Source organism: Providencia rustigianii (assembly GCF_900637755.1).
In the GTDB taxonomy this organism is placed as follows: domain Bacteria; phylum Pseudomonadota; class Gammaproteobacteria; order Enterobacterales; family Enterobacteriaceae; genus Providencia; species Providencia rustigianii.
In genome coordinates this window covers 1253313-1274046 of sequence record NZ_LR134396.1, presented here as the reverse complement: position 1 = coordinate 1274046, position 20734 = coordinate 1253313, and the positions used below count along the sequence as shown (strand labels likewise).

Sequence of the window (20734 nt, the reverse complement as noted above, 5' to 3'; positions counted from 1 at the left end):
AGGAAATTAACATGACGGTTAAACAGCGAGTTTTAGTGTTGGGCGCCAGCGGCTATATTGGGCAAAATTTGATCCCAAAGTTATTACAAGAAGGTCATAAAGTTACTGCCGCTGCACGCCGTGTGGACTGGATGCTCTCCCAAGGCTGGTCTGATACCCGTTGTGTTTATGTCGATTTACACCAACCTGAGACGCTAATCGATATTATGCAGGAAATAGACATTGTCTATTTCCTTGTCCACAGTATGGCCGATCAAGCCAATCTCATTGAACGTGAACGAGAAGCCGCACGTAACGTTCAGCAAGCTCTACAAAATTCCAATGTTAAACAGGTTATTTACCTGAGCGCCTTACAACATGGGCACACCTATTCTCTCCATTTGATTGCTAGACGTTTAACCGGAGAAATTTTACGTGAAAGTGGTATTCCTGTGACGGAAATACGCGCTTCAATTATTGTAGGTTCAGGCTCCGCAGCTTTCGAAATCATGCGTGATATGGTTTATAACCTTGCCATCTTAACGCCCCCGCGTTGGGTGCGTTCTAAATCGTCTCCTATCGCCCTCGAAAATATTCTGTACTATTTGACTCAATTGGCTCAATTACCTATCACTGAAAGCCAGATTTTAGATGCCGGTGGACCAGAATACATTAGCTACCAAGAGCTCTTTAAGCGCTTTATCAAAGTCTCGGGAAAACGCCGATTACTGATCCCTATTCCCATTCCAGTCAGTATGATATCGGTTCACTTTATTAGCTTGATAACCTCGGTACCACCGTCTATCGCTAAAGAGTTAATTCAAGGATTACAACATGACCTCCCTGCCGATGATAAAGCGATTCGTGAGCTAATCCCACAAACACTGATCTCATTCGATGATGCAGTTCGCAGCACTTTAGCAGAAGAAGCGAATGCAATAGATAATGCTGATTGGGGTTATGATCCTGAAGTCAGAAAACGCTGGAAACCTGGTTATGGGTTTTATCCAAAACAAGCTGGCGCAACGCTAGGAACCAGCGCATCAGCGGAATCGTTATGGCATGTAGTTCAGCAAATTGGTGGTAAAGACGGTTATTTTTACGCCAATGGTCTATGGAAAACTCGCGCCATTATGGATGACATGATGTTCAATAAAGTAAAATATGGCAGACCCGATCGTGAGGAACTCCAGCTTGGAGATGAAGTCGATGGTTGGCGAGTGATCAATATTGAGCCTAATAAACAACTCAGTCTGCTATTCGGTATGAAAGCGCCGGGGCTTGGTCGATTAACCTTTACGATTCATGATAGCGGCAATTTACGGTCTATTGATGTTCGTGCTTGGTGGCATCCAGCTGGTTTCTGTGGGCTACTCTATTGGTTTGCAATGATGCCAGCTCACCTGTTTATCTTTAAAGGAATGGCTAAGCGAATTAGTGAACTGGCTATCGAGCGAGATAAACAACTCGCTGTCCAGCAACATACAGAGCATACCACCGCTAAGTCTGAATAATTTCAGCGTAAAAAACCAAATTTTTATGCATAAAATATTGCATAAATATGCTTACAGGATTAATATCTCAGGTAGTTAATTTAGATATTATTGGTAAGCATGAGCATTCAATTAAAAAACATAAACTGTTTCTACGGCAACCATCAGGCACTGTTTGATATCAATCTAGAGTGCTCTGCTGGTGAGACCATGGTATTACTCGGACCAAGCGGCGCGGGCAAAAGTTCTTTATTGCGCGTGCTAAATCTGCTGGAAATGCCACGTTCAGGTCAGCTAAACATTGCAGGTCATCAGTTCAATTTTGCTTCGGCTCCAGAAACCAAAGCAATCCGTGACCTGCGCCAAAATGTTGGTATGGTTTTTCAGCAATACAACCTGTGGCCCCATTTAAGCGTGATGGACAACTTAATTGAAGCCCCCTGTCGAGTACTGAAATTATCCAAACAACAAGCTCAAGAAAAAGCGTCTAAACTGCTAGAGCGCCTGCGTTTATCTCCATTCGCAGACCGCTATCCGTTGCATCTATCTGGAGGTCAACAGCAACGTGTTGCAATTGCTCGAGCCCTGATGATGGAACCACAAGTTTTATTGTTTGATGAACCAACGGCAGCGCTAGATCCAGAAATCACTGCCCAAGTCGTCGATATTATTCGTGAATTATCAGCTACAGGGATCACCCAAGTTATTGTGACCCATGAAGTTGAAATTGCACGTAAAACCGCTAGCCGTGTCGTGTATATGGAAAACGGCCATATTGTTGAGCAAGGGGATGCAAGCCATTTCTCTGCTCCGCAAACTGAAGCATTTGCAAATTATCTGTCCCACTAATAGATATAGGATTAAGCAATGAAAAAACTATTATTAGCTGCATTATTAGGCGCTGTAACCCTATCTGCGACTGCTGCGGAAAAAGACACTATCCGTTTTGCAACCGAAGCGACTTATGCTCCGTTTGAAATGTTTGATAAAAACAACCAAATCGTAGGCTTTGACGTGGATCTCGCCAATGCGATGTGCGAAAAAATGAATGCAACCTGTACATTCACGCACCAATCCTTTGATAGCTTAATCCCAAGCCTGAAATTCCGTCGTTTTGAAGCGTTAATGGCTGGTATTGACATCACGCCTGAGCGCCAGCAACAAGTTGACTTCACCGAAACATATTATCCAAACTCAGCGGAATTTATTGCGGTAAAAGATAAAATTACTGGAATTGACCAATTAAAAGGTAAAAAAATCGGTGTACAAAACGGCACCACTCACCAGAAATACATCATGGAACAACACAAAGATATGACCGTCGTTCCATACGATAACTACCAATCTGCAATTTTAGACTTACAAAATGGTCGTATTAATGCCGTATTTGGTGATACTGCTGTCGCTGATGAATGGTTAAAAACAAAAGGTAACGAAAATTTAGCTGCGGTTGGTAATAAAGTCACTGATCCACAATATTTCGGTATTGGTTTAGGTATCGCTGTACGTAAAGGCAATAAAGAATTACTGGATAAGATGAACAAAGCCTTATCTGAAGTAAAAGCTGACGGCACTTACGATGCTATACATAAAAAATGGTTCCAACAGTAGTCGATATAATTAATGAATGACTTTCTATTTTTAATCAGTGCCGCCGGGATCACCGTCGGCCTTGCTATTTCTGCGCTGATCCTTGGATTAATCCTCGCCATGTTGTTTATGGCGTGGGAATCCGTTCGATTTAAACCTGTCGCCTTTCTCGGTACTTGCTGGGTCACACTGATCCGTGGTTTACCTGAGCTGCTGGTAGTGCTGTTTGTTTACTTCGGTACATTACAGCTTATCAACCTACTTGGTGACGGGATCGCAATCAATCTTGGTTTTTGGCAAGGTACATTGCAAGTCGACCCTAGTATTTTCTTCGCTGATAGCGGTCAATTCGACTATACCCCGTTTGTTTGTGGTGTTATTGCACTTGCACTCTTGTATGCGTCCTATGCCTCACAGACTCTACGGGGTGCTTTAAAAGCAGTTCCTTATGGCCAATGGGAAGCCGGCTTAGCGTTAGGTTTAACAAAACGTACGATTTTCTTCCGGTTTATCATGCCGCAAATGTGGCGTCATGCCCTACCCGGCTTAGGTAATCAGTGGTTAGTCTTACTAAAAGATACTGCGCTCGTTTCCTTAATCAGCGTAAATGACTTAATGCTGCAAACCAAAACAATCGTGAATCGCACCCATGAGCCGTTCACTTGGTATGCCATCGTAGGTCTTATCTATCTTGCTATCACCTTATTAAGCCAGTTAGTGTTAAAACGTATTGAACTACGCACAACTCGTTTTGAGCGGAGTGAATCAAAATGATCGATTTAATTATTAAAATTTTGCCCGGATTACCAACCAGTTTATCTCTGACTTTTAGTGCATTATTGGTGGCATTTATCCTCGCGATATTATTTACCTTGATTCTATCTCTCAAAACTCCCGTTGTTTCACAGGCTGTTAAGGTTTATATCACCCTGTTTACCGGAACGCCGTTACTGGTACAGTTTTTCTTGATTTATAATGGCCCTAGCCAATTTAAATCTTTACAGGATTACCCTGCACTATGGGAGTTTATTTCAACACCGTGGGTATGTGCGATGGTTGCACTCGCATTAAACAGTGCGGCATATTCTACGTTATTATTCCATGGCGCGGTGAAAGCCATTCCATCAGGTCAATGGCAATCTTGCCAAGCATTAGGAATGAGTAAACTGCAAACCATGCGGATTATTCTACCCTATGCATTTAAGCGCTCACTTTCATCTTACTCCAACGAAGTGGTATTGATCTTCAAAAGTACCTCTCTTGCAAGTACCATCACCATGCTGGATATTATGGGCTACAGTAGCCAAGTATTTGGTCAAACTTGGGATGTTATGGCGTTTGTTGCAGCAGGAATTATCTACCTTGTTGTCAATGCGATACTTACCATCGTTATGCGTCTGATTGAGCGTAAAGCGCTGGCATTTGAACAACGTAGCTAGTCTCCCCTATTTAGTTTGCTATTTTTATGAAAAGCTTGGTTTAATCGCCAAGTTTTTTTTGTATATGAAAAATATATAGCTAATTAATTACAAGCTAATTGATTTTTGAAAGACAGTAATAATATGAAACGTAATACTTATATTAAATATCATTTAATATAGGGAAAATAATGATTAATAACAATTTTGACATTCCATTTAATCAAAACCAGTTTGGACGATTTTTACGCAACCAAAAGAGCTCACCATTTCAAAGTAAGTTAATTAACGTCGCTAATCAAGGCAATGTATTTGGTGGTTATTGTTTTGGTCTATCAAATATTTATTTACAGTCAAAATTAAAAAATGAAGAACGAAAATTCATTAATGCATTTAACAACATACGTCATGATATATTTGACACTAGCCATTTAAAAAAAAATGTAGAAAAAAACAAAGCTAAAAATCACGATAAAGAATTAATTATAAAAAATGCCATCGAAAAATCATACTTTGAAAAATTAAGTACCGAAGTAATCAACACTCAAAGTTTTAATATGAAGTACGCTTTCATAAACGACTTGAAAAAATCAATACATTCAATAACAGCCAGCAATAATACACACAAAGAAATTAAATTTAAAGATCACCTAAATACACTAGTGGATGAATTAATTAACATTGCTAAAAATGATTCATTATATTCTCATGATGAAAAAAAAATGAATATAAAAACCCTCCATGATATACATATAACAGCAATAGAATTATACCGTTACGCTATTCCACCTAAAAATCATAGCGGTTTTTTCCGGTTTTTTCATAGAAAAAACACTAACAAACTAGAAATTAAAGATAATAATTTCAATGAAGCAGTTAAAAAAATAAAAGACTCTTGTAATATACAAAATGGTAAATTCACCAATCAAGATATAGGAAAAATCCTAATTCAAGCTTGTGCATATTATAATAATTCTAGCTATAAAAATTGGTTAGCTCAAAACATTATTTTTCAGGATAAATACAATAAAAATGATATCAAACATCAACATGAAATGAGCGAATTATTTTTTTATAGAACAGATCTATCAGATTTCATAGCAAAATTCACCATTCCTAAAGAACACTATTATTTTTTTATTAGCCAAAACCATGCTTGTGCAGTCTCAAAGAAAAAACAAAAAAATGGCAAATATGAATATAGCTTTTTTGATCCTAACAAAGGAGTTAAATATTTTGATAATTTAATACACTTCAAGACATTTATTTATTCTTTTGTCAAAGAAAATGAAAATTACTATCGATTTTTAAAAAATGAAAAAGGCAATGATTACTCAATCAGGTTTTTAAATCCAGAAAGCCAATAATATATCTATATAATAATATTCATGATGAAATATTAAACTCATTGACTATTTTTAAAAATTAAGCCGAAAAAATCGGCTTAATTATTTATTTCAGCTTCAATAAACTTAACACTTCATAATGTGCAGTATGTGGGAACATATCAAACAGCTGCACTTTACAGACTTGATAGCCTGACAATTGTTGTAAATCTTCTGCCATAGTTTGCGCATTACAGCTGGAATACAGAATATACTCTGGGTGCATATTCGATAAATAATTGCACAGATTCTTACCAATACCCCGTCTTGGTGGATTCACTAACACTAAATCTGGAATATCTTGTCGGCTAGTTGCAAAATTTGTGGAATCTAACGCTTGAAACTCCACTTTTTGTAATCCCAGCTCTTGGGCTGATTGGCGGGCACATTCAATCGCAGGCGCACAAATTTCAATACCCGTTAATTTGATATTCTGATCAGCGCAATGTAAACCAAAACCCCCGACACCACAGAATAGATCCCAAAGACTTGAGATAGTTAATTCTTGAACCCATTCTCTCGCAGTTTGATATAGTTTCGCTGCCACTATGGGGTTAGTTTGAAAAAAACTTTGAGGGCGAATAAACAGTGGAACTTGGTTAAATACTTCACGTAGAGCATGTTGCTCCGTTAGCATAATTTCCTGTTCCCCTTCCAGAATCGCCATGTGAACAGGTTGGATATTCGCAGTGATCACCGAGAGTTCTGGAAGTTTTTCTTGTAACCAAGGTAATGCGTTTATTAACTGCTCAATTTTTTTCTCAGAACGTAAAACAAAACGCAGCATAAACTGCCCAGTCTGTCTGCTTTGCGTTAGCAAAATGTATTTTAACTCCCCTCGTTTACGCTCAATATTATAGGGGGTAAGCCCCGCTCTCGCGATAAACGGAGTCAATTGTTCAAATACAGGGGAAAATTCTGCTGGATATAATGGGCAATCAGTTAAACTAACCGCAATTCCATCTCGATTAATTATACCAAAAATTGGTTTTTCAACGCTCCCACTAACCACCATTTTAGCCTTATTGCGAAAACCTTCAGAAGGCCCCGTCGCTGGCGTCAAGAATAATGATGACTCAAGGGATGGCAATAAAGATTGCAGATTATCTTGTTTGCGGGAAAGTTGCTGTTCTGGCGATAGTTCAAGCCACTGGCAAGAGTGACATTCTCCCGCCAAATATTTTTCACAATGCATACGATATTTAGTGAATAATTACAGAGGGTTTATCATCAGGGTCAGATTCAAACTCTTCTTCGTCTGATTCTTCGCTCTCATCTTGGTTTGTATACAGCAAATCATTGCTGAAAATCTCATAGACAATCCCTGATATTTGCTCGTCAGCCTGCTCCATAAAGAGTTTAAACTGCTCATAGCTCATCCCGGCTTTTGCAGGAAAAGATTGACTAACAACTAATTTAGGTAAATTTTCATTGTTGATTTCGAGGAAAACTTTAGCCGTCAGTGAACTGGCGTTAATTTGGCTAATATTTGCGACCAATGTAATAATTGCGGTTGGTTTTAACTCCGCGAGTGCCGATAACACCAAAACATCATTAACAATGTCTAATTTTGCATCAAAAATACCTTCAATATTTTGCAGATGAGGTAGGTGCAATGCGGAACAAGAGTCACACTCGAAATAGGACGTTTTGAGTTGGTCAAGCCATTCACGTAATTGTGGGATATTTAGGGAACAAATGGAGTCCATGATCAATAACCTTCTTCAACTCAAAATAACAAAATAACTAATAGAAAAGCGGATAATCTTCACACATTTGATAGTTAAACACCAGTAAAACCATGCTTAATCCTGCTTTTCGTCTGCTTTGTCACCGGTGTTTGTCGATTTTTTCTGGTGATTTTTTCGCTCACGGTCAGAACCCGTAGATTTATTATCCATTCCCAAAAAAGTTAACCCATGAACCGCTCGCCAAATAATGTTGATCATGGCGGGCACTAAGCATCCCACTCCCACCAATATCATGGTAATTATCGCGCTCGAGCTGGCTAATATTTCTGGTAGAGTGATATACCCATTGGTTGCCAATAATACGGTCATTAATAAAATAATGCCAATTCCCTCCAAAACCAACACAGGTTTTGGCATATCCGCTAATGAACGCATGGTTCCTTTTGTATTTTTAGTAGGTTGATCCTGCTTATTCATCTTTTATTCCTTGTAATTCAAGTCTGCACTAAGACATCTGTAGCACTGCTACGAATTATATATGCTACCTATAGCTATGAAAGGAAAATTCAACTTTTATTTCTAAGCTGATGTTGGCATAGTATTGGGCATTGTTTTTAATATTTGAGTCACTATTAGAATCTGAGTTCTAAAATTTAAGGAGATATTATGTACACTGTTATATTTGGTCGCCCTGGTTGCCCATACTGTGTTCGTGCGAAAGAACTTGCAGAAAAACTGAAAAATGAACGTGACGATTTTGATTATCGCTATGTCGACATTCAAGCTGAAGGTATTAGTAAAGAAGACCTGTCTAAAACCGTTGGTAAAACGGTAGAAACTGTTCCACAAATCTTTATTGATGAAAAACATATCGGTGGTTGCACTGATTTTGAAGCTTATGCAAAAGAAAATCTGAATCTATATAAATAAATTTATCTCAATTTTCTTTTCAAGAAGCCCCTTATACGATTCCTGTCGTTTTGGGGCTTTTTTTTGTTCATTTTGTGCTATTTAAAATTTATCATACCAAAAAATGACTTTTTTCTAATCACCTTAAGAACTTTCTTCATTTATTAGAGTCCTAAGTTATGCCACTGCTTTTCTTTGATGTCCCCATATTGAGGAGCCCGATAGCCATTTGATTACTTCATGCTATCGGGTTTTTTATTTCTATCGTTTACCCATGACGCTGATAAATCTATCCTATTTAATAAATATTGATTGAGTAAATGATTAACAAAAAGTAAATTTGTCACCTTGAGTAGCAAAGGCTCAATAATGACGTTTTACTCCGCCTCCCTATTGCCATTGCTATGTTTTTAATACCCATGAGTTACTAATGTCCGAGGTACTTAAATCGTGCTGGAACAATTGAATCTGGACCTGTTCAACCTGATCACTGCGACATCTGAATCTGCAAGTGGAACAATTGCCTTAGCAACTGTTGTTGCCAAGCGCATGATCCTCATATTTCCACTATTTACTGTCGCTTGCTGGTTTTGGGGAGCCCCCCAAAATATGATGCGACAAAGAGCGTTTGCCTGTAAGACAGCTTATGCCTTAGTCATTGGTCTGACTATTTCTTGGCTGATTGGCTACCTCGCCCCACATGATCGCCCATTTGTCATGGGAGTCGGTCAAGCGCTATTGGATCATGAACCCACCCCATCATTCCCAAGTAACCATGGCACGATTGTCTTTACCTTTGTATTCGCCTTCTTATTCTGGCTAAGAACATGGGTTGGTATGGTATTTATGATCCCAGCCATCGCTATCGCTTGGTCACGAATCTATCTTGGCGTTCACTGGCCACTGGATATGGTTGGTGCTTTCATCCTTGCCGCTATTGCCTGTGGTATATCTCAACTCATTTGGAGTCTTGGTGGCCACAAAATCCAGCAACCTATTACTCAATTGTATGAACGCATCTTTGGTTCACTAATTCGTAAAGGCTGGATGCAGCCATAATCTTATTTAATGTGCTGGCACTTGTTATTGCCAGCACTTCCTTTCCTCATTTCTCCCACATAAAAATATTGCGCTAAATCAAAGTTTGTTTTTATTTCTTTTTTATCAATTTAAATTTATTTGAATTTTTCAACTAAATATTGACACAAATAATTAACAAATATTCTGTAACGCTTTTTCATTATTTTTCGCGAAGAAAAATAAGTATTACTTATCCAATCTCAAATACTAAAATTTAATTAACATATTTTTTATAGGCATCGATTCAGCCATAAAATTAATTGCGTTATTAACTAATTGCCAAGATAACAATAATCACATGAAAAACAATTAGTTAAATCAAACTTACTACTAGTGAAAATAGTCAATTTCAAGAATTTTAAAATTAAATAAGTGCATATGGTTATAATTCAATCAATGATAAAAAAATCGTTAATATAATAATATTATTCATCTTTTGTATTTTTATATTAATAAAAATGTCAGTTAATCGTTTTCAAGGTATTAAGAATATCCCCCGCCAACTAAACCTAACTCAAATTCAGTTAACATTTTTATAAAATTCACCACAAACCGGTAAACGCAGGGGATATTTCTCTTTTGAGATAATGATCACGGCATTTTGTTCTGTTAAAATGTAGATTCTCACACTCAAAAACCATCTTTAAAAATTACTTATAAAATTACAAAACTGATTGAAAATGAATTTCATATTCATCTTAGTTTTATTTCCAATCAGATTGTTACGTATAAAGCCATTGTTATTGAACGATTGATTAATCGTACAAAAAGATTAAGAGCCTACTTATTTAGGCACTACAACGTTTAGACGAATTATTCGTCACCTAGTTTTTATTTTTGACTTTTATTTTTGGAGACTATTATGGATGCAACAAAAGTTGGTTCCATCAACACAACAGCCTCGCAAACAGGGAAATCGACCGCTTGGCGTAAAACTGACACCGTGTGGATGCTTGGACTTTATGGTACAGCGATCGGTGCTGGTGTCTTATTTTTACCTATCAACGCAGGTATGAGCGGACTGTTACCCGTACTTCTGATGTTGGTATTAGCCTTCCCAATGACCTTTTTTGCTCACCGTGGCTTAACTCGCTTTGTCCTTTCTGGTTCAAAGAAAGATGGCGATATTACTGAAGTAGTGGAAGAGCATTTTGGTCGTACCGCAGGTAACTGGATCACCCTGCTCTATTTCTTTGCTATTTATCCTATTCTATTAGTTTATGGTGTTTCCATTACTAATAACGTCAACAAATTCCTGACTGAACTTATCGGCGTTGCTGCACCACCTCGTTGGTTGCTAGCTTTGATCCTTGTCGGTGGTGTTATGGCAATTGTGGCTTTTGGTGAGAAATATATTGTTAAAGTGATGAGCTTCCTAGTATTCCCATTCATTGCGGTACTGGTTGCATTCTCTATCTATATGATCCCTCACTGGAGTGCTGATGCACTGGACACGCTGTCTTTAGCAAACGTAGCAGAAACAGCAAAAAATACCGGTGGACAAAGTATTTGGATTACTATCTGGCTAACAATTCCAGTGATGGTGTTTGCTTTTAACCACTCACCGATTATCTCTGCATTCTCCGTTGCAAAACGTGAAGAGTATGATGAAGCCGCAGAAAAGAAATGTTCACGCATTCTAGCCTCAGCGCACATTCTGATGGTATTTACTGTTATGTTCTTCGTCATCAGCTGCGTATTCACGCTATCTTCAGCTGACCTTGCTGCGGCGAAAGCACAAAACATCAGTATCCTTGACTACCTGTCTGGCTACTTTGATCAGCCTTTCATTAAATATACCGCAGCAATTATTGCATTCATCGCTATCATTAAATCATTCTTGGGTCACTATTTAGGTGCTCGTGAAGGTTTCAATGGCTTAGTTGAGCGTGCATACCGCGCGAAAGGTAAAACGGTTAATATCAAAAAATTAAACCGTGGTACAGCGATCTTCATGTTGATAACAACTTGGTTAGTGGCAACTTGGAACCCAGGTGTTCTAGAGATCATTGAAAGCCTTGGTGGCCCAGTTATCGCTATCTTACTGTTCTTAATGCCGATGTATGCCATCAGCAAAGTTCCTGCAATGCGTAAATACTCAGGTAAACTCAGCAATATTTTTGTGGTTATCATGGGTCTAGTCGCAATCTCAGCAGCAACTTACAAGTTATTCTTCTAATTAAAGAATTAATGCGTAATTAATTGAAATCACGCCCCCAATTAACCTATATCAATCTGGCTAATTGGGGGATGTTATATCATCACCATACTGACAACAGAGGCCCTGTAAATGACAGTATGATGGGGATTCTTTAATATAGGAATTACAGAATATGATCAGCGTATTCGACATTTTCAAAATCGGTATCGGACCCTCCAGCTCGCACACTGTCGGCCCAATGAAAGCCGGTAAACAGTTTGTCGATGACCTCATCCACCAGAATTTACTCACCTCTACAACACGAATTTCTGTTGATGTTTATGGTTCTCTGTCTCTGACAGGTAAAGGCCATGCAACCGATATGGCAATCATCATGGGCCTAGCAGGTAACTTACCTGACACCATCGATATTGATGCTATCCCAGCCTTTATGAAAAATGTTGCGCAAACCGGTAAATTACTACTGGCTCAAGGGCAGCATGAAGTAGATTTCCCAACTGAAGGGGGCATGAATTTCCATTCAACCAACCTTCCATTACATGAAAATGGTATGACTATCACTGCATTTGCAGGCGATAAAATCATTTATACCAAAAATTATTATTCTATCGGCGGTGGATTTATTGTCGATGAAGAGCATTTCGGTCAAGAAACTGAAAATGCTGTACAAGTTCCTTATCCCTACAAATATGCAGCAGATTTACAGAAGCACTGTAAAGAGACCGGATTATCTTTATCTGCTTTAGTCATGCAGAATGAATTAGCACTACACAGTAAAGAAGAAATTTCGGCTTATCTCTCATCGGTTTGGGAGGTCATGAAAGCAGGTATTGAACGTGGCGTCACAACTGAAGGCTTATTACCGGGCCCACTACGTGTACCACGCCGCGCTGCGGCATTACGTCGCCAATTGGTCACTTCGGATGTCAATAATACCGACCCAATGGCGGTGATTGATTGGATTAACATGTACGCGTTAGCCGTGAACGAAGAGAATGCGGCCGGTGGTCGTGTTGTTACTGCGCCAACTAACGGGGCATGTGGAATTATCCCAGCGGTACTGGCTTACTACGATAAATTTATTCGTCCAGTTAACGAAAACTCCTATACCCGTTACTTCTTAGTCTCCGGGGTGATTGGCACTCTGTACAAAATGAACGCATCAATTTCAGGTGCCGAAGTAGGCTGCCAAGGGGAAGTGGGTGTAGCTTGTTCTATGGCTGCGGCAGGTCTAGCTGAGTTGATGGGCGGAAGCCCTGAGCAAGTCTGTATTGCCGCAGAAATCGCTATGGAGCATAACTTGGGATTAACTTGTGACCCTGTCGGTGGGCAAGTTCAAGTTCCTTGTATCGAACGCAATGCAATCGCGGCGGTCAAGGCCGTCAATGCGGCTCGAATGGCTCTACGCCGTGTCAGCGCACCGAGTGTTTGCCTCGATAAAGTGATTGAAACCATGTATGAAACTGGCAAAGATATCAATGCAAAATATCGTGAAACCTCCCAAGGTGGCTTAGCGATTAAATTAGGACGCTGTGAATAATTTATTCTAATTCTTTTCAGTAAAAATGCCTGCATATTTGCAGGCATTTTTTTATTAATAAACTTGATATGGTGTTTGTGTTTGAACAAAAACACCCACGGCTCCAGCCGTCCCCTGTATCGAATCAGATGCTTCTTTCGCTATCATTTCAGCACTTTGAGCTAAACTACTCATACTTTCTGCTAATTTATCGGCAATCTGCTCATTTTCAATAACCATACCATTCACTACGATTGAGTTGCTAACACTATCTCCGCCACGGATGGTACCAGAGTTATCCCCATGATTTTGAGCATAACCAGCAGAGATTTTATCGGTCGTTGGAGGCTCATTCGCATCTAATGATGAGACTGAGGCCGATAATGTTATCGTAGTCGCTGATTTTTCTGGCAGGTGTAAGATATTTTTCCCTTCTGTTGCCAAACGATTAATTTGATCTAGCATAGGTCTAAGCTCCCTAAACATTTCACGATCAGTTTTCACTGACAACTTAAACTCACGATACTGTCTTTCTAAATCTCGATATGATTCAAGTTCACGTTGTAATAAATCAACTAACCCTTGTTTTTCTACCTCTAGTTTACCTAGTTTATCCTGTAGATAAGAGACTCTTTGGCTACATTCCGTCTCTTTGGTCACTTTCTTGTCTAAAATACTTTTTAAATTACTAATATCATTATTTAGCCTATTAATTTTTTCATTTAGTCCTTGGCGATTTTTATCTTCATCTTGTAATTTGCTATTTAATGACGTTATTTCTTTGGTTTTAGCATCAATTTTACATTCAATTTGTGAAATTTTTTCTTCGTATTTTTTATTTCGTTCTTGCTGATTTTTCAGTCGTTCTTCCAGTTTGCTTTTGTCTCCATTAGCTTGTTCCAATTTAAATTCTAAATCACCAATTTCCTGTTTTCCTTCATCAACGACTTTTTTTAACGCTTCAATTTCTGTACGTTGTTCCTTCATATCGGAACGCAACTGTGTCACATGATCTTTGGTTTTTGCTAAATCAGAATGTAGCTGTTGTTTCTCTTGTTCATTGGTCGCTAGCAGTTGCTGAGCCTCATTTAATCTACGCTGAGTTTCCTGAGAGTGTTGACTTTGATCCGCCAGCAATTGTTGCTGTTCTTTCAATTCCGCTTGCTGTAATTGAATTCTGTCTTGAAGTGCCAATAACTCTTTATTTTTACGAATGATTTCCTGATTAGCTTCAGATAGTTGCTTCTGCATACCTTGATATTTTTCAATACCACTTTGTAATTCTCTGACTGCATTACCCCCTTTAATAAACGAATTTTCATGGTTTGTTGAACCCAGTTCATTATTTGCCGCTCCCCCATTCAATTCATTATTATTTAAACCAAAGTTAGTACTATGCCCCCCTTCAATTCCCCCTTCATTTATCCCATCATTACGTGCAATTCCTCCCTGCATAACATGATTATTAGTATGCAAGTTTAAGGTGTTCCCCCCGATGACAGTCCCCCCTCCTTTACCGGAATCTATTGCATCACCTGACTTCATGACCCCGCTATTTTCACCACGGTTATCTGCGCGGCCACCCTGTACACTGTTTTCACCAATCCCTTTGGTATTCGGTTGATTTTGTAACTGTTGCATTCTGTCTTCCATGGAAATGCGCATAGATAAATCCCTCATCTTGATAGATAAAAATAAATAATTTAATTGATACAAAAACAAAATAGCCATCGATTGATAAATCAATTATTAATTAAAATTAAATAATTAATAGTCAAAGGATTAGGAGGATTATTAAATCTATTTTGAAATATTTCAATTGAAGTTTATCTGTAAATTTCTCTAATATTATACAGTGCAAATAAAAAAGGCCTCATTCGAGACCTTTAGATAAAATTTAAATTATTCGAGGTGACTTATCCAAAAATGGCATTCCACCAGCCTGTGATAGTTTTCATCACATAATCCCAAATTCGGCCAAAGAAACCCGCCTCTTCCACTGCTTGTTTAGCCACTAATGGGTGCTGTTCAACCACTTCACCATTCAAGATAAAGTTTATCGTCCCTACTTTTTGATTCAGTGCTAATGGCGCTTCAAGGGAATCACTATCTAATTTGATATCTACTTTCAAGTTCTGTAGTTGACCTTTAGGGATTGTCACTGCAACATCCTTTTCGACCCCCAAAGGAACTTCAGAAATATCGCCAAACCATACACGCTGTTTCTGTAATACCGCATCCCCTTTAATCGGTGTCACGGTTTCAAAGAAACGGAATCCCCACGTCAATAATTTTTCACTTTCTGAAAAACGAACTTTATCGCTTGGAGCGCCCAAAACAACTGAAATCAAACGCATTGGACCATCCGTTGCTGAAGCCACTAAATTATGACCTGCACCACTGGTATGCCCCGTTTTGACACCATCAACTTTTAGATTTTGGCTCCACAATAGGCGATTTCGGTTAGGTTGACGGATATTATTGAAGGTAAATTCTTTCTCTTTGTGCAAAATATATTCATCTGGCACATCGCGAATCAATGCTTGTGCTAGCACCGCCATATCACGCGCGGTACTGTATTGCCCTTCAGAATCCAAACCATGAACAGTTTTAAAGTGTGTATTCGTCAATCCTATTTTCTGTACATAGCTATTCATCAAATCAACAAATGATTCTTGGCTTCCCGCAACATACTCTGCCAACGCAATACTGGCATCATTACCTGATTGAATAACGATCCCTTTGTTTAAATCCAATACTGAAACTTGGTCTTTTGGTTTTAAAAACATCAATGAAGAACCTTTTAATACTGGGTTTCCTGTTGCCCATGCGGCTTCACTGACGGTCACCATATCTTGTGGTGTAATTTTTCCGGCTTTGACCGCTTGCCCAACCACATAACTCGTCATAATTTTGGTTAAACTTGCGGGATCTAAACGCTCATCAGGATGGCTTGACGCAAGAATTTTACCGCTGTCATAATCCATCAACACAAATGCCTTAGCATCAATTTGTGGAGCAACCGGAGTCTGAGCCGCATACGCGCTACTGCTCATGACAACTAACATACTCAACCCAATTCCCGCACTTCGAGTTTTTAACGACAACATATTCTTACTCATCGGTCACTCCTTGCAATTCATAACCATTAAAACATTTCATAACACTCAAACATTCTTCCACTAGAAACCATAAAAAATAAATTAAAAGTCACTCAGATACAGCAAAATATCGACAATGTTGAACGCATCCCTATACCCTAAACAAAATAGTTTGATATGACTACCAACAATCAACAAACAGGTTTCTCTCTCCGGTAATTTCATCTATCTTTACTGGGTCAAACACAATCATGGGAGATTCCAATGTTAACTGTCTGGGGACGCACTAACTCTTCAAACGTCAAAAAAGTACTCTGGTGCTTGAAAGAGCTGAATATTCCTTATAATCAAAAAGATGTTGGTGGTCCATTTGGTGGACTTGATACACCAGAATATAAAAAAATGAACCCAAACAGCACCATCCCAACTCTACAGGATGATCAGTTTACGCTGTGGGAATCAAATGCAATTTTACGTTACCTTACGGAAAAATATGATCATTCTCACCTATTGTTAGCCCGTGATTTACAAGAAAAAGCAGCGGCTGATAAATGGATGGATTGGAGCAGTGCCAATTTGTTTGACCACATCAAACAGATGATGAATAAAATCGTGCGTGTACCGGAAGCTGATAGAGATCCAGCGCAAGCCAAAGTGATTTATCAGAATATCGAGAAGTTACTGACAATTGCCGATGATACCCTCGCAACACAAGATTATTTTAGTGGAAATGCATTTGGTATCGCCGATATCGCCATTGCACCATTATTCTATCCATGGCATGAAATTGTAACTGAACGCCCTGAATTTCCTCACTTAGAACGTTGGTATCAAGCGTTAACCAAACGCCCTGCATTCCAAGAAATAGTGATACTGCCAATTAAGTAATATTTAATCGTGGCACTAGCTATTTAGCGCCACGATAATATTTCTCTATCAATTAACTCATCGGCATCTGAAGGGGGTTAATAAATTGGTATTCGAATCCTAAATCTGCACTGATACACCCACCATCAATCGTTTTTCCAGCATCTTCATGTTCTTCAACCATAAATTCTGGTGGCACTAAACCGATAGACTGCGCCATATGAGTATAAAACTGTTTTCTTGTTGGGTGTTCTGGCGCACATAAATTATACGTATTTCCCCCCTCCGATTGTTGGATCAGCAAGATAATTGCTGAAATCACATCATCTTGATGCACCATATTGACCGGCTGGTTACCACCTTTGACTTGCTGTTTTCCTGCCAAAAAACGTCCTGCATGGCGTTTTTCCCCAACTAATCCCGCCAAGCGTAATACATCTACGCGAATATTGGGTAGGCCATGCATCCAATGTTCAACCGCAATTAACGCTCTCGCCGATGCCGTTTCCCCCAATAAAGGCGATTCTTCATCAATCACGCCATTAACATCCCCATAAACTGAGGTGGAAGAAGTAAAAATAATTCTCGGAATTTTATAAGCAATAGCGCTATCCACTAATTGTTCAATCGCCAACACATATTCAGATAGCGTGACTTTGGACGGTGGTAGCAAGATAACCATCACATCCGAATCCTTCATTAATTGATTGAGATCCTCTGAATTACACTGAATATTTGGCGTTAGCTGTAATTTATAACAATCAATTCCTACCGCCCTTGCGGCTTCAACGCCATCAGCGTGAGTTTTGGTTCCGGTAACGCGCATCCCTTGCGCCATTAGTGCATTTGCTAACGGCAGTCCTAACCAACCAAGACCAATAATAGTAATTTTTTTCATGTTGCTATCCTAGAGGCTAAATAAATCATCCAATCACTAACTCTTAGATTAGCTGAAAATCATTTAACTTCCGAAGCTATTTTATAAGGAATTTATCACTATAAAAAACCGCGAACTAATTATTATTAGTTATTTTTAAAAAAAGGGTTGCATTCATAGTATGAAATCGGATAGGTTGATAAGTATTGAATGTTTAAGCAATTATCTAAATAACTAAACGGAAGCTATTATGACTCGTATTTCACGCAACCATCATCATCACCATCATCCTGATTAGTCTTTTGGGCGATGTGTGCTGGAAGACGATCAACGACTCTTCCGGTGGCTGAAATGCAAATAAAGAGAACCCTCGGAAGATAATCTTCCGAGGGTTTTTTTATTATTAATCAAAAAGATATTTTTAGGGTGTGGGGTAATATTATGTTGGACAAATCACGTTTACGTATCGCAATACAGAAATCTGGACGCTTGAGCGATGAATCAAGAGAACTACTGGCTCGCTGTGGTATAAAAATCAACTTACAACAACAGCGATTGATTGCTTATGCAGAAAATATGCCTATTGATTTACTTCGCGTTCGCGATGACGATATCCCCGGACTGGTTATTGATGGTGTTGTAGATCTCGGAATTATTGGTGAAAACGTATTAGAAGAAGAGTTACTTAGCCGCCAAGCTCGTGGCGAGAATCCACAATTTAAAACTTTACGCCGTCTCGACTTTGGTGGCTGCCGCTTATCGTTAGCGGCACCATTAGATTTTAACTACACTGGTGCTGAATGCCTAAATGGCTCTCGCGTCGCAACATCTTATCCGTACCTACTGAAGCGCTACTTTGATGAAAAAGGCGTGAAATTTAAATCTTGCTTACTCAATGGCTCCGTCGAAGTTGCGCCACGCGCTGGTTTAGCCGATGCGATTTGTGATTTAGTCTCCACAGGTGCCACCCTCGAAGCTAACGGATTGAAAGAAGTGGAAGTCATTTACCGTTCAAAAGCTTGCTTAATTCAGCGTGATGGAGAAATGTCATCCGATAAACAGCAACTTATTGACCGCATGATGACCCGTATTCAAGGCGTAATCCAAGCACGTGAATCAAAATACATTATGTTGCATGCACCGGGAGAAAGACTGGAAGAGATCATATCTCTGCTTCCGGGAGCTGAACGTCCAACCATCCTGCCATTAGCGGGTGATAAGAACCGAGTTGCAATGCACATGGTAAGCTCCGAAACCCTATTCTGGGAAACCATGGAAAAACTAAAATCACTGGGTGCTAGCTCAATTCTCGTATTACCTATTGAAAAAATGATGGAGTAAGTCGCCATGGAACTGGGATTCAATCAACCAATTCGCTGGTCAACTTGCAGCGAAGAACAGCAAAATACCCTGCTGATGCGCCCTGCTATCGCCGCATCAGGCAATATTAGCGCTGCTGTTAGTCAAATCATTGATCACGTTCGCCAAGAGGGTGACATTGCCCTCAAAGTACTCAGTCAACGTTTTGACAAAACAGAGATTTCGTCTGTTCGTATTTCACCGAATGCTGTTGAAGAAGCCCAAGCTCGCCTTGGTGATGACATCAAAACAGCGATGAAAACGGCCATTGCAAATATCCGTCGTTTTCACGAAGCGCAAAAACCTGAACCCATTACTGTAGAGACTCAAGCAGGGGTCGTATGCCAGCAAGTCACTCGCCCAATCGATTCTGTTGGCTTGTACATTCCCGGTGGCTCAGCCCCCTTACTTTCTACCGTGATGATGCTGGGTACTCCCGCCAATATTGCAGGTTGCCGTAAAATTATTCTCTGCTCCCCCCCACCGATTGCAGATGAAATCTTATATGCCGCTAAGCTGTGTGGTATCACCGATATTTTCCAAGTCGGCGGAGCACAAGCCATTGCAGCAATGGCATTTGGTACAGAAAGTATTCCTAGTGTTGACAAAATTTTTGGTCCGGGAAATGCCTATGTAACAGAAGCTAAACGCCAAGTGAGCCAAAGCTACGACGGTGCAGCAATTGATATGCCAGCGGGACCTTCTGAAGTTTTAGTGATTGCAGACCGCCAAGCAAATCCTGCATTTACTGCTTCTGATTTATTATCTCAAGCTGAACACGGTCCAGATTCACAAGTTATTTTACTGACTGATGATGAAGATTTTGCTCAGCGAGTTATCGTAGAAACTGAAAAACAGTTAGCGACGCTGTCTCGTGCGTCAATAGCACGTGAAGCCCTGAGTGCCAGCCGAGTGATTATTGCCGATTCCATTGACCAATGTGTGGAAATCAGTAACAGCTACGGACCTGAACACTTAATCCTACAAACTCGCAATGCAGATGATCTCGTAGAATTAATTACCAATGCAGGATCTGTGTTTGTCGGTGATTGGTCACCAGAATCTGCGGGAGATTATGCATCAGGAACCAATCACGTATTACCGACTTATGGCTATACCGCCACCTATTCGAGCCTAGGCTTAGCTGACTTTATGAAGAGAATGACCGTGCAAAAACTCTCTGCTCAGGGACTATTAGGATTGGCTAAAACCATTGAAACGCTGGCACAAGCTGAGCAACTCACCGCCCACAAAAACGCCGTTACCCTACGAGTCTCCGAACTAAAAAAACAAAATCAGGAGTGA

At 39.5% G+C, this 20734-nt stretch carries 19 protein-coding genes and 1 other annotated feature; of the genes, 13 read left to right on the top strand and 6 right to left on the bottom strand.

Annotated elements, in window-relative coordinates:
• Nucleotides 1-11: 11 nt before the first annotated feature.
• The 6 genes from EL244_RS05775 to EL244_RS05750 all read left to right on the top strand — a co-directional run bounded on the left by EL244_RS05775 (nt 12) and on the right by EL244_RS05750 (nt 5847).
• Nucleotides 12-1493 (top strand): DUF2867 domain-containing protein, encoded by a 1482-nt coding sequence (locus EL244_RS05775; RefSeq protein ID WP_126459426.1) that lies wholly within the window; start codon nt 12-14, stop codon nt 1491-1493.
• 99 nt (nt 1494-1592) lie between these two features.
• Entirely contained in the window at nt 1593-2321 is a 729-nt protein-coding gene (artP, locus tag EL244_RS05770; protein WP_006812634.1) for an arginine ABC transporter ATP-binding protein ArtP, read from the top strand.
• 18 nt (nt 2322-2339) lie between these two features.
• Nucleotides 2340-3083 (top strand): arginine ABC transporter substrate-binding protein, encoded by a 744-nt coding sequence (gene artJ, locus EL244_RS05765; RefSeq protein ID WP_126459423.1) that lies wholly within the window; start codon nt 2340-2342, stop codon nt 3081-3083.
• A gap of 12 nt (nt 3084-3095) precedes the next feature.
• Nucleotides 3096-3836, top strand: a complete 741-nt coding sequence (artQ, locus tag EL244_RS05760) for an arginine ABC transporter permease ArtQ (protein WP_126459420.1) — start codon at nt 3096-3098, stop codon at nt 3834-3836.
• Nucleotides 3833-4501, top strand: a complete 669-nt coding sequence (gene artM / locus EL244_RS05755; RefSeq protein ID WP_006812637.1) for an arginine ABC transporter permease ArtM — start codon at nt 3833-3835, stop codon at nt 4499-4501. The genes artQ and artM overlap by 4 nt, the downstream gene beginning before the upstream one ends.
• A 170-nt stretch (nt 4502-4671) precedes the next feature.
• Nucleotides 4672-5847, top strand: coding sequence for a hypothetical protein (locus tag EL244_RS05750; protein WP_126459417.1), 1176 nt, complete (start codon nt 4672-4674; stop codon nt 5845-5847).
• Between the two features lie 85 nt (nt 5848-5932).
• On the opposite strand, the gene rlmC is transcribed toward EL244_RS05750, so the two are convergent.
• The 3 genes from rlmC to EL244_RS05735 all read right to left on the bottom strand — a co-directional run bounded on the left by rlmC (nt 5933) and on the right by EL244_RS05735 (nt 8033).
• Nucleotides 5933-7060, bottom strand: coding sequence for a 23S rRNA (uracil(747)-C(5))-methyltransferase RlmC (rlmC, locus tag EL244_RS05745; protein WP_126459414.1), 1128 nt, complete (start codon nt 7058-7060; stop codon nt 5933-5935).
• A 7-nt stretch (nt 7061-7067) separates the two neighbouring features.
• Nucleotides 7068-7574, bottom strand: a complete 507-nt coding sequence (locus tag EL244_RS05740; protein WP_006812642.1) for a YbjN domain-containing protein — start codon at nt 7572-7574, stop codon at nt 7068-7070.
• A 96-nt stretch (nt 7575-7670) separates the two neighbouring features.
• Nucleotides 7671-8033, bottom strand: a complete 363-nt coding sequence (locus tag EL244_RS05735) for a YbjC family protein (RefSeq protein ID WP_006812643.1) — start codon at nt 8031-8033, stop codon at nt 7671-7673.
• Nucleotides 8034-8222: 189 nt separating this feature from the next.
• Here EL244_RS05735 and EL244_RS05730 point away from each other — a divergent pair, with 189 nt between their 5' ends.
• The 4 genes from EL244_RS05730 to EL244_RS05715 all read left to right on the top strand — a co-directional run bounded on the left by EL244_RS05730 (nt 8223) and on the right by EL244_RS05715 (nt 13246).
• Nucleotides 8223-8486, top strand: coding sequence for a GrxA family glutaredoxin (locus EL244_RS05730; protein ID WP_006812644.1), 264 nt, complete (start codon nt 8223-8225; stop codon nt 8484-8486).
• Between the two features lie 429 nt (nt 8487-8915).
• Nucleotides 8916-9524, top strand: coding sequence for an undecaprenyl-diphosphate phosphatase (gene ybjG, locus EL244_RS05725; protein WP_112836439.1), 609 nt, complete (start codon nt 8916-8918; stop codon nt 9522-9524).
• Between the two features lie 883 nt (nt 9525-10407).
• Entirely contained in the window at nt 10408-11724 is a 1317-nt protein-coding gene (locus EL244_RS05720; RefSeq protein WP_006812646.1) for a serine/threonine transporter, read from the top strand.
• Between the two features lie 154 nt (nt 11725-11878).
• Nucleotides 11879-13246, top strand: a complete 1368-nt coding sequence (locus EL244_RS05715; protein WP_126459411.1) for an L-serine ammonia-lyase — start codon at nt 11879-11881, stop codon at nt 13244-13246.
• 54 nt (nt 13247-13300) lie between these two features.
• Here EL244_RS05715 and EL244_RS05710 read toward each other — a convergent pair whose 3' ends face one another.
• Both EL244_RS05710 and EL244_RS05705 read right to left on the bottom strand, forming a co-directional pair.
• Nucleotides 13301-14890 (bottom strand): coiled-coil domain-containing protein, encoded by a 1590-nt coding sequence (locus EL244_RS05710; protein WP_126459408.1) that lies wholly within the window; start codon nt 14888-14890, stop codon nt 13301-13303.
• A 251-nt stretch (nt 14891-15141) separates the two neighbouring features.
• On the bottom strand, nt 15142-16347 hold the full coding sequence (locus EL244_RS05705; protein ID WP_006812649.1) for a serine hydrolase: 1206 nt from the start codon (nt 16345-16347) through the stop codon (nt 15142-15144).
• Between the two features lie 243 nt (nt 16348-16590).
• Here EL244_RS05705 and EL244_RS05700 point away from each other — a divergent pair, with 243 nt between their 5' ends.
• Nucleotides 16591-17214 (top strand): glutathione S-transferase family protein, encoded by a 624-nt coding sequence (locus EL244_RS05700; protein ID WP_126459405.1) that lies wholly within the window; start codon nt 16591-16593, stop codon nt 17212-17214.
• A gap of 52 nt (nt 17215-17266) precedes the next feature.
• Here the strand turns inward: EL244_RS05700 and EL244_RS05695 are convergent, their stop codons facing one another.
• Nucleotides 17267-18091, bottom strand: a complete 825-nt coding sequence (locus EL244_RS05695; RefSeq protein ID WP_126459402.1) for an SDR family oxidoreductase — start codon at nt 18089-18091, stop codon at nt 17267-17269.
• A 252-nt stretch (nt 18092-18343) separates the two neighbouring features.
• Nucleotides 18344-18471 (top strand) — a sequence feature (His leader region).
• 40 nt (nt 18472-18511) lie between these two features.
• Here EL244_RS05695 and hisG point away from each other — a divergent pair.
• Together hisG and hisD are read left to right on the top strand one after the other, a co-directional pair.
• Nucleotides 18512-19411, top strand: a complete 900-nt coding sequence (hisG, locus tag EL244_RS05685) for an ATP phosphoribosyltransferase (RefSeq protein ID WP_006812653.1) — start codon at nt 18512-18514, stop codon at nt 19409-19411.
• Between the two features lie 6 nt (nt 19412-19417).
• Complete coding sequence (gene hisD / locus EL244_RS05680; protein ID WP_126459399.1) at nt 19418-20734, top strand: histidinol dehydrogenase; 1317 nt, start codon at nt 19418-19420, stop codon at nt 20732-20734.

Bases quoted from the DNA above. Each gene is read 5' to 3' on its own strand.
- EL244_RS05775 (WP_126459426.1), top strand. From the start codon at position 12: ATGACGGTTAAACAGCGAGTTTTAGTGTTGGGCGCCAGCGGCTATATT.
- artP (WP_006812634.1), top strand. From the start codon at position 1,593: ATGAGCATTCAATTAAAAAACATAAACTGTTTCTACGGCAACCATCAG.
- artJ (WP_126459423.1), top strand. From the start codon at position 2,340: ATGAAAAAACTATTATTAGCTGCATTATTAGGCGCTGTAACCCTATCT.
- artQ (WP_126459420.1), top strand. From the start codon at position 3,096: ATGAATGACTTTCTATTTTTAATCAGTGCCGCCGGGATCACCGTCGGC.
- artM (WP_006812637.1), top strand. From the start codon at position 3,833: ATGATCGATTTAATTATTAAAATTTTGCCCGGATTACCAACCAGTTTA.
- EL244_RS05750 (WP_126459417.1), top strand. From the start codon at position 4,672: ATGATTAATAACAATTTTGACATTCCATTTAATCAAAACCAGTTTGGA.
- rlmC (WP_126459414.1), bottom strand. From the start codon at position 7,060: ATGCATTGTGAAAAATATTTGGCGGGAGAATGTCACTCTTGCCAGTGG.
- EL244_RS05740 (WP_006812642.1), bottom strand. From the start codon at position 7,574: ATGGACTCCATTTGTTCCCTAAATATCCCACAATTACGTGAATGGCTT.
- EL244_RS05735 (WP_006812643.1), bottom strand. From the start codon at position 8,033: ATGAATAAGCAGGATCAACCTACTAAAAATACAAAAGGAACCATGCGT.
- EL244_RS05730 (WP_006812644.1), top strand. From the start codon at position 8,223: ATGTACACTGTTATATTTGGTCGCCCTGGTTGCCCATACTGTGTTCGT.
- EL244_RS05720 (WP_006812646.1), top strand. From the start codon at position 10,408: ATGGATGCAACAAAAGTTGGTTCCATCAACACAACAGCCTCGCAAACA.
- EL244_RS05715 (WP_126459411.1), top strand. From the start codon at position 11,879: ATGATCAGCGTATTCGACATTTTCAAAATCGGTATCGGACCCTCCAGC.
- EL244_RS05710 (WP_126459408.1), bottom strand. From the start codon at position 14,890: ATGCGCATTTCCATGGAAGACAGAATGCAACAGTTACAAAATCAACCG.
- EL244_RS05705 (WP_006812649.1), bottom strand. From the start codon at position 16,347: ATGAGTAAGAATATGTTGTCGTTAAAAACTCGAAGTGCGGGAATTGGG.
- EL244_RS05700 (WP_126459405.1), top strand. From the start codon at position 16,591: ATGTTAACTGTCTGGGGACGCACTAACTCTTCAAACGTCAAAAAAGTA.
- EL244_RS05695 (WP_126459402.1), bottom strand. From the start codon at position 18,091: ATGAAAAAAATTACTATTATTGGTCTTGGTTGGTTAGGACTGCCGTTA.
- hisG (WP_006812653.1), top strand. From the start codon at position 18,512: ATGTTGGACAAATCACGTTTACGTATCGCAATACAGAAATCTGGACGC.
- hisD (WP_126459399.1), top strand. From the start codon at position 19,418: ATGGAACTGGGATTCAATCAACCAATTCGCTGGTCAACTTGCAGCGAA.